Source organism: Lysobacter enzymogenes (assembly GCF_017168095.1).
Classification (GTDB): Bacteria; Pseudomonadota; Gammaproteobacteria; order Xanthomonadales; family Xanthomonadaceae; genus Lysobacter; species Lysobacter enzymogenes_D.
On sequence record NZ_LXSD01000344.1, the window covers coordinates 1 to 12,227 of the forward strand.

The window sequence follows — 12,227 nt, forward strand, 5'->3', positions numbered from 1 at the left end:
CCACGCTGACGGTAACCAAGGTCTCCAACAGCGGCACGAACACGTTCGGCTTCAGCGGCAGCAACGGCATCGCCGCGCACAGCATCACGACCACGGTGGCGGGTGCGCCGGGCACCGCCGGCGCGCAGCAGACGCTGACCACGGCGGCCACCGCCACCACGATTACCGAAGACGCCCCGCCGGCCGGCTGGGCGCTGTCGGCCATCGCCTGTACGGTCACGCCGAACGGCGGCACCGCGGCCGCGGCGACCGGCACGGCCGACCTCGCCACCCGCACCTTCACCCTGTCCGCGGCCGACACCGCGGCCGGCAATGCGATCGCCTGTACTTTCACCAATAACCGCCTGCCGCGCCTGACGCTGCTCAAGACCGTCGTCAACGACAACGGCGGCACGGCGCTGGATACGGCCTGGACGCTGACCGCCACCGGCCCGGCCACCGCCAGCGGCACGGAAGGGCAGGCGGCGATCACCGATGCGTCGGTGCCGGTCGGCACGTATACGCTGTCGGAGAGCGGCGGCCCGGCCGGCTATGCCGCGACCGGTGCCTTCAGCTGCGTGGTCAACGGCGGCGCGCCGGTGGCGAACAACAGCCTGACCCTGGCCATGGGCGACGTGGCCACCTGCACCATCACCAACGACGACCAGCCGGCGCGGCTGACCTTGAGCAAGACGGTGGCGCGCGGCACCGCCGCGGCCACCGCCTGGACCCTGACGGCGACCGGCCCGACCAATCTCAGCGGCGCGAACGGCAGCGCGGCGGTGACCGATGCCGCCGTCACGCCGGGCACTTACACCCTGGCCGAAGCCAACGGCCCGGTGGGCTATGACGCGACCGGGCCTTACAGCTGCGTGGTCAACGGCGGCGCCGCGGTGGTCGGCAACACGCTCACGCTGGCGGCCGGCGACACCGCCGTGTGCACCATCGTCAACAGCCGTCCGCGCCTGCGCCTGATGAAGGTTCTACCCAATAATCGCGCCGGAAACGCGAGCGACCAGTTTGCTTTGACGATCTCTGGCCCCAGCGACGGCAATCCCACTGCGACTGCCACCGTAAATACGACGGGAGCCACCACCAATCCGACCGAGGTCGCGGAAATACAGGCGATCAATGCCGGTTCGAGCTACACCCTGTCGGAGGCGATGGCCCCTGGCAGCGCTGCGCCGATAACGGCATATATTGCGACCTATAGCTGTACGAATGCCACGACCGGCAGCACGACAGTCATGCCGACGAATCAGTCGGGGACGCAATTTCAGATCACGCCTGCCGCCAATGACGACATCACCTGCCGGTTCACGAACAATTGGCGGCCGACGGCGCTGACCGTCACCAAGATCACCCAGGGCGACAACGGCGGCGGCGCGTTCAATTTCGACATCGTGCAGAGCGGGGTCACCACCAGCCAGCAGTTGACCACGACCCAGGCCGGCGCGCCCGGCGCGACCGGCGCCACCGTCAACATGACGCCCAACACCTTCCTGCGCGTGACGGAGACGAACGCCGCCACGCTGGGTTACGCGGTGACGTCGGCGTTCTGCGACTCCACCACGTCGGCCGGCGTCACCACCCGGTTCAGCGCGACCGCGGCCGCGCCCAACCTCGTCCAGGTTCCCGGCAACAACGTCACGCGCAGCGGCACGATCGCCTGTACGTTCACCAACGCCAGGCGGCCGACGCTGCAGGTGACCAAGGTCTCCAACGGCGGCACCGACACGTTCGGCTTCGGCGGCAGCAACGGCGCCCAGAGCTATCCCGACATCGCCACCACGGCGGCCGGCGCGCCGGGCACGCCGGGTCCGGTGCAGGCGCTGACCGCCGTCGGCGCGGCGACCAATGTCAGCGAAGACGTGCCGCCGGCCGGTTGGGTATTGGTGGGCGCGGCCTGTACGGTGACGCCCAACGGCGGCACCGCGGCGCCGGCGCAAGGCCAGTTCGACGCCGCCACGCGCACGGTGGCGCTGACCGCGCAGGACACCGCGGCCGGCAACGCGATCGCCTGTACCTTCACCAACCAGCGCCAGTCCAGCCTGCAGTTGGCCAAGGCCTGGGCCGCGGGCAGCATCGCCGGCGACCAGGTGACGATCGGCGCGACCACCGGCGGCACTAACAACACGGCTTCGTTCGGCGCCACCGCGCCGACCGCGGCCGACAGCGGTACGCCGGTGGCCGTCGACGTCGGCGACATCGTCACGCTGCCGGCGGAAACGGGCGCGAACCTGGCCAACTACACCACCACGGTGCAGTGCACCGGCGGCCACACCTTGTCGGGCACCGACGGTCAGCAGAGCAATACCCTGACCATCAACAGCAGCGCCGCGGCGGTGTGTACCTACACCAACACCCCGCGCACCGCGACGCTGCAACTGGCCAAGGCCTGGGCGGCGGGCAGCACGGCGGGGCATCAGGTCAGCATCGGCGCGACCACGGGCGGCACCAACAACACCGCCGCGTTCGACGCGACCGCGCCGAACGCCGCCAACAGCGGCGCGGCGGTGGTGGTGACCATCGGCGACACGATCACGCTGCCGGCGGAAGCGGGCACGAACGCGGCGAACTACAGCACGACGCTGGCGTGTACCGGCGGGCACACGCTGTCCGGCACGAACGGCCAGCAGGCCAACACGCTGACCATCACCAGCGCCAATGCCGCGGTGTGCACCTACACCAACACCTTGCGCACGACGGACCTGTCGATCACCAAGACCAACACGCCGGCCGCTGGTTCCAGCGATCAGGCCGACGACACGGTGGTGGCCGGCACCAACACCACCTACCGTGTGGTGGTGACCAACCACGCGGCCACCGACGTGACCGGTGCGGTGGTGCGCGATACGCCGCAGGCCGGCCTGAACTGTCCGGCCGGTAATGCGGTGACCTGCACGGGCGCGGCGTGTCCGGGCACTGCGATCACGGTCGGCGACCTGGCCAGCGGGGTGACCTTGGGCCTGCTGGCGGCCGGCGCGACGGCGACGTTGGAGTTCAGCTGCACGGTGCAGTGATGGTGGGGCGGCGCCTGCGGGCGTCGCCCTGTAGGAGCGGCGCGAGCCGCGGCCGCGCCATCGCGGCTACGTCGAAAGTTGCGTCGCAGTTGCGGCTTCGCGGTCGCGACTTGCGTCGCTCCTACAGTCGGAATCGATGCTGCGGTGGCTACCTGTAGGAGCGGCGCAAGCCGCGACCGCGTCACGGCGGCTACGTCGAAAGTTGCGTCGTAGCTGCGAATTCGCGGTCGCGACTTGCGTCGCTCCTACAGTCGTAACCGGTGCTGCGGTGGCTACCTGTAGGAGCGGCGCAAGCCGCGACCGCGCCACTGCGATTACGGCGAAAGTCGCGCCGACGCAACGAACTGTGGGAAACGATGCGGGATCATCGCCGCTCCCGCGCCATCTCCGCCCACAGCCGCTCGCGCAGCGCGCGCGGGGTCTCGCCGGTCAACCGCTTGAACGCGCGGCGGAAATCGCGCGGGTCCTTGTAGCCGATCGCCGCGCCGACGCTGGCGATGCTCGGCCCGCGCTCGCGCAGCAGGGCGTAGGCGCGGTCGATGCGCAGGCGGTCGTGGATCTGGTGGAAGCTGGTGCCTTCGCCGGTCAGTTGCCGGCGCAGGGTCCGCTCGCTGACGTGCATCTGCGCGGCGATGTCGGTGAGCTTGGGGTCTTGCGGCAACTGCGCGCGCAGCAGGCGCTCGACCGCGGCGGTGGCTTCGCCGGGCACCGCGCCGGACGGCATCTGCGCTTCGCACAGCGCCAGCACCTGTTTCGAGGCGATCGGGTTGTGGGTCGGCAGCGGCGCGGCCAGCCAGTGCGCGTCGAGCACCAGGCGGTCCTGCGGTTGATCGAAGGCGAGCGGGCACTCGAACACCGCTTCGTATTGCTCGCGGTATTCGGGCTCGGGGTAGCTGAATTCCAGGCGCTGCGGCCGCAGCTTGTCGCCGACCAGGCCGCGCGCCAGCGCCAGGCAGCTGCTGAAGAACTCTTCGGTGACGAAGCGATGGATCGACGGGAAGGCGATGGTCATCTGCCCGGCCAGCGCCAGCGTGCCCGACTCGGACGCGCTTTCGACGAAGCGCATCAGGCTGCCGACCACCGGGGTGAAGCGCAGGCCGATCTGCAGCGCTTCGCCGAAGGTCGCCGCAGTGGTCATCGCCAGGCCGAGCAGGCCGAAGTTGCCGACGTGCTGGACCCGGCCGATGTCCAGGCCGATGCTCGGCGGCAGCACCTTGAGCGCGCGCTCGATCACGATCGCGGTCGGGCGGTCGGGCAGGCGCACGCCGGGGTCGCTGACCTGGGCGCGGCTCAGGCCGGTGCCGGCGAACCAGTCGTCGCTGGGCGCGCCGATCCGGTCCGCGGTTTCCAGCAGACCCCACAGCAGGTTGGGCGACATCAGCGCGACGTCGCCGGCGCTGGCGTCGGTGTTTTGTTCGGATGGCTGGCGCATCGCCCCTCACGATACTTGGCCGCACGGTTGACCGCGAATCCCCCCCTAGTGTGCCGCAATCGCCCTCGCGCGCGCTCGCGCAGGCGGCGGAGACTCATCGCTTAGCCACCGTCGGCATGCCGCGCTGCAACACGCGCGCCACGACGCCGCCACCGTCCCGGGGAGACTTATGAATCAGCCGAAGTTGCCGTTGCGCGTCTGCGTCCTCGCCCTGGCCCTCGCCGCGGCCGCCTGCGGCCCCGAGCAGGCCCAGCACACGCCGACCCCGGAAGTCGCCGCGGGCGATGCGGGCTTCGCCGACGCGTTGCGCACCAAGCTGCTCGACGCCAAGCCGGGCGACGTGATCGAGGTGCCGCCCGGGCGCTACAGCTTCGACCGCAGCCTGACCCTGCGCGTGGACGGCGTGACCATCCGCGGCGCCGGCCCGGACAAGTCGGTGCTCAGCTTCAAGGGCCAGAAGGCCGGCGCCGAAGGGCTGCTGGTCAACGCCAGCAATTTCCTGATCGAGAACATCGCCATCGAGGACAGCAAGGGCGACGGGCTCAAGGTCAACGAGGGCGAGCACATCACCATCCGCAACGTGCGGGTGGAGTGGACCGGCGGGCCGAGCACCAAGAACGGCGGCTACGGGCTGTATCCGGTCAAGACCCGCAACGTGCTGATCGAGAACTCGGTGGCGATCGGCGCGTCGGATGCCGGCATCTACGTCGGCCAGTCGCGCGACGTGATCGTGCGCAACAGCCGCGCCGAGTTCAACGTCGCCGGCATCGAGATCGAAAACACGGTCAACGCCGACGTGCACGACAACATCGCCACCAACAACACCGGCGGCATCCTGGTGTTCAACATGCCGGCGCTGTCGCAGCAGGGCGGGGCGATCCGGGTCTACAAGAACCAGGTGTTCAAGAACAACACCGCCAATTTCGGCGCCAAGGGCACGCCGGTGGCGAGCGTGCCGGCCGGCAGCGGCGTGGTGATCAACTCCAACGACGACGTCGAGATCTTCGACAACGACATCAGCGACAACGCCACCACCAACATCATCGTCTCCAGCGTCTATTCCACCGGCTACAAGGACGACAAGGCGTCGAAGGATTTCGACCCGTATCCCGAACGCATCAACATCTACGGCAACCGCCTCAAGGGCGGCGGCGAATCGCCCGACGGGCTCGACCTGAAGGCGCTCAAGACCGCGCTGTACGGGCTCAGCGGGCATTTCCCCGACGTGCTGTGGGACGGCTACGCCAACAAGGACCGCAAGGAAGGTCCGCAGATCTGCATCCGCGACGTGTCCGGCGTGGTCAACGCCGACGGGCCCGGCGGCTACAAGAGCCCGAGCCAGGACACCGAGCCTTACGCGTGCGAGTTGCCGAAGCTGCCGGCCATCGACCTCAAGCGCGGTTGACCGATGTCGCAGATGTCGATGCGTTACGCCTTCGCAGTGCTGTTGTCGTTGCTGGCCGCAGGATGCAGCAAGCCGCACGAGCCCGCCGCCGCCGCCGCGGGCGCGACATTGGCCGCCGACGCGCCGTGGGCGCCGGTGCATTTTTTCGCCGAAGGCCAGCCCGTAGACCTGGCCGAGTGGAACCTGCTGCGCGTCGCCGGCGGCCGCCTGCAGCTCAACCGCGACGTGCTGCCCTACGATCTCAACACCGCGCTGTTCTCCGACTACGCGCACAAGCTGCGCACGGTCTGGATGCCGAAGGGGCAGGCGGCGAACTACGATCCCGACGACGAGTTCGACTTCCCGGTCGGCACCGTCTTCAGCAAGACGTTCTACTACCCGCGCGGCGACGGCGAGGCGGTGCTGCGCAGCTACGACGACGGCCCGGACCTGCGCGGCGGCGGCCTGGAGCTGAGCAAGGTGCGGCTGGTGGAAACCCGTCTGCTGCTGCGCCGCGACAGCGGCTGGGTGGCGCTGCCGTACGTGTGGAACCGCGAGCAGACCCAGGCGAAGCTGATGCGCGGCGGCGAACTGGTGTCGCTGGAACTGGTCGCCGCCGACGGCGGCCGCGAGAACGCCGACTACGCCGTGCCCGACCAGAACCAGTGCGCCGGCTGCCACGGCACCGACATGAAGTCCAAGGCGCTGCATCCGATCGGCCCGAAGGCGCGCCATCTCAATCGCGATTTCGCTTACGACGACGGATTGCAGAACCAGATCGCGCGCTGGACCCGGGCCGGCTATCTCAAGGGCGCGCCCGCGCCGCAGCAGGCGCCGCGCGACGCCGACTGGCACGACCCCGCCGCGCCGCTGGAAGCGCGCGCCCGCGCCTACCTCGACATCAACTGCGGCCATTGCCATAGCCCCAAGGGCCCGGGCAACACCTCGGGCCTGTGGTTGAACGCAGCGACGCAGGAGCCGCTGCGACTGGGCCGGTGCAAGCTGCCGATCGCGGCCGGCCACGGCACCGGCGACCATCGCTACGGCGTGGTGCCGGGCAAGCCGGACGAATCGATCCTGATCTACCGCATGCGCAGCGACGATCCCTCGGTGATGATGCCCGAGCTCGGCCGCAGCGTGGTGCACGAGGAAGGCGTGAAACTGATCCGCGACTGGATCGCCGCGCAACAGGGGCAGTGCGGCTGAGCCGCGCGACGCAGGACAGGGGGAGTCCACCGCAACACCGAAAAAACAGGCGCCTCGGACGAACGCGCCGCTACACACCGACGAACGCAAGAACGAACGAGAGGGGAGAGCTTTCGATGTCGTTGCGCAAACACCGCTTGGTCATCGCGACCCACGCCGTGCTGTCCGCCCTGTGCGGCAGCGCCTTCGTCCTGGCCGCACCGGCCGCCTTCGCCCAGGACGCCGGGCCCAAGGAACTGGACAAGATCACCGTCACCGCGCAGAGCCGCGAACAGGAACTGCAGGACGTGCCGATCGCCCTGCAGGTGGTCACCGACAAACTCATCGACGACGTCGCCGCGCAAGACCTTGGCGACCTCGACAGTTTCGTGCCGGGCCTGGTGGTCGACAGCCTGCAGCCGACCCAGCCGGGCTTCGAGCTGCGCGGCATCAGCACCGACGACTTCGGCATCGGCACCGACCCGGCGGTGGGCGTGTACGTGGACGGCGTCTACGCCGGCCGCGGCGGCGGCGTGCTGCTGCCGTTCACCGACGTGGAGCGCATCGAAGTGCTCAAGGGCCCGCAGGGCACCTTGTTCGGCCGCAACACCGCCGCCGGCGCGATCTCGATCATCACCCGCAAGCCCGACACCGCCGCCACCGAGGTCAAGGCCAAGCTGCGCCTCGGCAACTACGGCAAGCAGTACGTCGACGGCATGCTCAACCTGCCGGTCAGCGAGGACTCGGCGTTCCGCTTCAACGCGCTGGTCAACCACGCCGACGGCTGGATCCAGGACGCCGAAACCGGCCGCGACCTCAACCCGGAGAACAACTGGGCCACCCGCGCCGCGTTCAAGACCCGCTTCGGCGAACGCACCAGCGCGCTGATCAGCTGGGACCACGAGAGCCTGGACCAGCTCGGCCAGGCCACCACCGGCATCGTCGCGCTGCCGCCGGCGCCGGGCCTGCCGCCGCTGCCGGTGAACGAGCGCGCGTATCTGGATCCGCGCAAGATCGGCACCGTCAGCGACGCCGAAGGCAACGAGGAATCGCGCCGCTTCGACGGCGTGACCCTGATCGTCGACCACGGCACCGACTGGGGCGGCTTCACCTCGACCACGTCCTGGCGCGACTACGACTCGGTCAACCGGGTCGAAGAGGACGGCACCAACCGCCGTTACCTCTACGTCGACTCGACCAACACCGAGAGCAACCGCAGCTTCTACCAGGAGTTCAAGTTCAACGGCAGCACCGACAAGCTCGACTGGGTCGCCGGCGCCAGCTATTTCGACGAACGCGCGCGCCAGACCAGCGAGGTCAACGCGATGACCGATTCGGTCGATACCATCGTCCACAACCTGGGCATGGCGCCGACCGCATCGGGTTATCTGTTCGGCGAGGTCGACGCCGCGCTGGCCGGCATGGGCATCCCGATCCGCCTGCTCGGCCACCGCTGGAACGAGACCTTCCGCAACACCCTGGACACCAAGGCCTACGCGGTGTTCGGCGACGTGATCTGGCACGTCAACGACAAGCTCAACTTCACCGTCGGCCTGCGCTACACCCGCGACGAGAAGAAGTTCAGCTGGCTCAACAACCACCGCTCCGCGCCGGAGCTGGACGCCGCGCTCGACCAGCTCGCGGCGATCGGCTTCTTCGACGCGGTCGGGATCCCGCGCGACTTCTTCGTCTTCGACGTCGCCTTCATCGACCCGCCGGCGATGATGAACAAGGGCATCCTGCGCCGCACCTCCAACAGCTGGAGCGACCTGAGCCCGCGCTTCGTGGTCGACTACCACCTCAGCGACGAGACCATGCTGTTCGCCTCGCTGGCCAAGGGCTACAAGGCCGGCGGCTTCAACTCGCTGCAGATCGGCAGCAGCTTCGAGAACGAGGACGTGTGGAACCTGGAGACCGGCATCAAGACCTCGTTCCCGCAGCAGCGCATCCAGCTCAACGCCTCGCTGTTCTACTACGTCTACGACAACCGCCAGGCGGTGCGGCTGGACAGCAGCACCGACATCCCGCGCTTCGTCATCGACACCTCGGACCTGGAAGCCTACGGCCTGGACTTCGACATGCGCTGGCAGGCCACCGACAACTTCGGCCTGGACTTCAACGCCAGCTTCATCGACTCGACCTACAAGAACTACGTCACCTCCGACGGCATCGACGCCAGCGGCGATCCCACCGGCCTGCCTTACTGGTCGGCGGCCGGCGGGCTGTACTACCGCATCCCGATGGAATCCAACGGCGACATCAACGTGTCGCTGCGCCACTCCTATCGCGGCAAGGTGCGTTGCAGCGAGGAGTCGCGCGCGCAGAACCGCTGCGGTGTCAGCCCGGCGCTGGACCTGGGCGAGGCGCAGAACCGCACCGACCTGCGCATCGCCTGGACCTCGCCGCAGGACCGCTGGGGCCTGGCGGTGTACGGCAACAACCTGTTCGACAACCAGTACATCAACTCGCTGGGCACCTACGGCAAGAACGTGCTCGGCACGGTCGGCGCGCGGGTGACCGAGCCGCGCACCTACGGCGTCGAATTCATGGCCAAGTACTGAGGGTTCTTGTAAGGTCGCCGCGACATGGCGCGAGGCCCGCCCCGGCGGGTCTCGCGCCGCTTCCTCCGACAAGGACGCGCGCGATGAAGACTTTGAAGGTTTGGGGCGCCCACTTCGCCATCGTCGCCTGCGCGGCGCTGGCGGTGCTCGCGGTGGCGCTGCGGGTTCCGCCGCTGCCGGCCACCTCGGCCTGGCTGTACGGTGCGATGGCGGCCGCGGCCTGGCTGTCGTTCCTGGTCTCGCGCGGGCAGGGGCGGCGCCTGTGGGCCGCGCTGGCGGTGGCCGCGGCGGTCGCCGCGCTGACGATGCTGGCGTCGCTGGGACTGGTGTTGAACCTCGTCGGCGCCTGAGCCGGGCCGGCGTCGGCGCGCACGCTCCGCGCCGAGGAACCGCGCGATCCGCGGCGCGCCAACGCCGCCGCCGGCCGCGACGCGCCACGCCGCGTAAGCCCCGCGGGGTTTTGGTTTGCGCGCGTTCTCGGCATCCTTAGCGCATGGCAAGACACCCGGACGGCCCCGCCGTCGATTTGCACACGCAACCGCTGCCGCGCATGCCCGGGGTCGGGCCGCGCGTGGCCGAAAAACTGGCGGCGCGCGGGCTGCTGACCCTGCAGGATTTCTGGCTGCAACTGCCGCGCCAGTACGAGGACCGCACCCAGCTCACCCCGATCCGCGGCCTGCGCCCCGGCGTGCCGGCGCAGGTGGAAGGGCGGGTCGAAGCGGTCGAGCGCGGCTTCCGCTACCGGCCGATGCTGCGGGTCGCGGTCGGCGACGACTCGCACGGCAACGTGGTGCTGCGCTTCTTCCATTTCCGCGCCGCCCAGGTCGCGCAGTTCCAGGTCGGCGCGCGGGTGCGGCTGTACGGCACGCCCAAGCCCGGCCAGCACGGGCTGGAGATCGTGCATCCCAGCTACCGCATGCTCGGCGACGACGACGAAGTCGAGCTCGGCCAGTCGCTGGACCCGGTCTACCCGGCCATCGAAGGCATCGGCCCGGCGATGCTGCGCAAGCTGATCGGCTACGCCCTCGACCGCCTGCCCGCCGAGGCCGCGCTGGAGCTGCTGCCGGACGAACTGCGCCGGCGCCTGCAGTTGCCCACCCTGCGCGACGCGCTGCTGACCGTGCACCGCCCGCCGGCCGACGCCGACGTGGCCGCGCTGATCGACGGCCGCCACCCGGCGCAGCGGCGGCTGGCGCTGGAGGAATTGCTCGCCCACCACCTGAGCCTGCGCCGCCAGCGCATCAGCCAGCAGGCGCACAAGGCGCGCCCGCTCAAGCAGGTCGCGCTGGCCGAGAAGCTGCGCAAGTCGCTGCCGTTCAAGCTCACCGGCGCGCAGCGGCGGGTGTTCGACGAGATCCGCGCCGACCTGGCCAAGCCCTCGCCGATGCTGCGGCTGGTGCAGGGCGACGTCGGCAGCGGCAAGACCGTGGTCGCCGCGCTGGCGGCGATGCTGGCGGTGCAGCACGGCCGCCAGGCCGCGCTGATGGCGCCGACCGAGCTGCTGGCCGAGCAGCACCTCAACAACCTGCGCAAATGGCTGGAGCCGCTCGGCATCGGCGTGGTCTGGCTGGCCGGCAAGGTCACCGGCAAGGCGCGCAAGCAGGCGCTGGAGCAGGTGGCCGACGGCAGCGCCCAGGTCGTGGTCGGCACCCATGCGCTGATGCAGGAAGGCGTGGCCTTCCACGATCTGGCCCTGGCCATCGTCGACGAGCAGCACCGCTTCGGCGTGCACCAGCGTCTGGCGCTGCGCGACAAGGGCGCCGGCGGCGCGGTCGGCGAGGACGCGATCGTGCCGCACCAGTTGGTGATGACCGCTACGCCGATCCCGCGCACGCTGGCGATGACCGCCTACGCCGACCTCGACGTGTCGGCGATCGACGAACTGCCGCCCGGGCGCACCCCGGTGCAGACCGTCGCGCTCAGCGAAGAGCGCCGGCCCGAGCTGGTGCAGCGCATCCGCACCGCCTGCGCCGAAGGCCGCCAGGCCTATTGGGTGTGCACGCTGATCGACGAATCCGACGAAGTGGTCGCGCAGGCCGCGCAGAGCACGTTCGAAGAGCTGTCCAGGCAACTGGCGCCGCTGCGCGTGGGGCTGGTGCACGGGCGGATGAAGGCGAAGGAAAAGCAGGAGACGATGCGCGCGTTCAAGGACGGCGAACTCGACCTGCTGGTGGCCACCACGGTGATCGAAGTCGGCGTCGACGTGCCCAACGCGTCGCTGATGATCATCGAGAACGCCGAGCGCCTGGGCCTGGCGCAGTTGCACCAGCTGCGCGGCCGGGTCGGCCGCGGCAGCGCCGCGTCGAGTTGCGTGCTGCTGTACCGCTCGCCGCTGTCGGGCCTGGCGCGGCAACGCCTGGAGACCATGCGCCAGACCCACGACGGCTTCGTCATCGCGCAGAAGGATCTGGAATTGCGCGGCCCCGGCGAACTGCTCGGCACCCGCCAGACCGGCCTGGCCGGCTTCCGCGTCGCCGACCTCGGCCGCGACGCCGACCTGCTGCCGCTGGTGCAGGAACTCGGCGAGCGCCTGCTGGCCGAATCGCCGCAATTGGCCGACCGCATCGTCTCGCGCTGGGTCGGCGGCGCGGCGCGTTACGCCTCGGCCTGAGCCGCGGCGCGGCGCCGCGCTCGGCGAACCGGTGCGCCGCCGCGCCGGCGGC

General features: G+C 69.9%; 7 protein-coding genes. 6 read left to right on the top strand and 1 reads right to left on the bottom strand.

Annotated features, from left to right (window positions below):
• Positions 1 to 3,002 (top strand): beta strand repeat-containing protein (locus A7A76_RS12600; RefSeq protein WP_206411506.1); only part of this gene is annotated, 3,002 nt, incomplete at its 5' end.
• 364 nt (positions 3,003 to 3,366) lie between these two features.
• Here A7A76_RS12600 and A7A76_RS12605 read toward each other — a convergent pair.
• Positions 3,367 to 4,434: an AraC family transcriptional regulator gene (locus tag A7A76_RS12605; protein WP_206411508.1), complete on the bottom strand. Its 1,068-nt coding sequence runs from the start codon at positions 4,432 to 4,434 to the stop codon at positions 3,367 to 3,369.
• Positions 4,435 to 4,603: 169 nt separating this feature from the next.
• Between A7A76_RS12605 and A7A76_RS12610 the strand changes: the two genes are divergently transcribed.
• From A7A76_RS12610 to recG, 5 genes are all read left to right on the top strand, one after another.
• On the top strand, positions 4,604 to 5,839 hold the full coding sequence (locus A7A76_RS12610; protein WP_206411509.1) for a parallel beta-helix domain-containing protein: 1,236 nt from the start codon (positions 4,604 to 4,606) through the stop codon (positions 5,837 to 5,839).
• A 12-nt stretch (positions 5,840 to 5,851) separates the two neighbouring features.
• On the top strand, positions 5,852 to 7,024 hold the full coding sequence (locus A7A76_RS12615; protein ID WP_241200911.1) for an SO2930 family diheme c-type cytochrome: 1,173 nt from the start codon (positions 5,852 to 5,854) through the stop codon (positions 7,022 to 7,024).
• A 116-nt stretch (positions 7,025 to 7,140) separates the two neighbouring features.
• Positions 7,141 to 9,564, top strand: coding sequence for a TonB-dependent receptor (locus A7A76_RS12620; RefSeq protein WP_206411510.1), 2,424 nt, complete (start codon positions 7,141 to 7,143; stop codon positions 9,562 to 9,564).
• An 83-nt stretch (positions 9,565 to 9,647) separates the two neighbouring features.
• Entirely contained in the window at positions 9,648 to 9,914 is a 267-nt protein-coding gene (locus tag A7A76_RS12625) for a hypothetical protein (RefSeq protein ID WP_206411511.1), read from the top strand.
• Positions 9,915 to 10,057: 143 nt separating this feature from the next.
• Complete coding sequence (gene recG, locus A7A76_RS12630) at positions 10,058 to 12,175, top strand: ATP-dependent DNA helicase RecG (protein WP_206411512.1); 2,118 nt, start codon at positions 10,058 to 10,060, stop codon at positions 12,173 to 12,175.
• Positions 12,176 to 12,227 lie beyond the last annotated feature (52 nt).

Coding starts and splice junctions, on each gene's coding strand:
- A7A76_RS12615 (WP_241200911.1), top strand. CDS start 5,852: ATGTCGATGCGTTACGCCTTCGCAGTGCTGTTGTCGTTGCTGGCCGCA.
- A7A76_RS12625 (WP_206411511.1), top strand. CDS start 9,648: ATGAAGACTTTGAAGGTTTGGGGCGCCCACTTCGCCATCGTCGCCTGC.
- recG (WP_206411512.1), top strand. CDS start 10,058: ATGGCAAGACACCCGGACGGCCCCGCCGTCGATTTGCACACGCAACCG.
- A7A76_RS12610 (WP_206411509.1), top strand. CDS start 4,604: ATGAATCAGCCGAAGTTGCCGTTGCGCGTCTGCGTCCTCGCCCTGGCC.
- A7A76_RS12620 (WP_206411510.1), top strand. CDS start 7,141: ATGTCGTTGCGCAAACACCGCTTGGTCATCGCGACCCACGCCGTGCTG.
- A7A76_RS12605 (WP_206411508.1), bottom strand. CDS start 4,434: ATGCGCCAGCCATCCGAACAAAACACCGACGCCAGCGCCGGCGACGTC.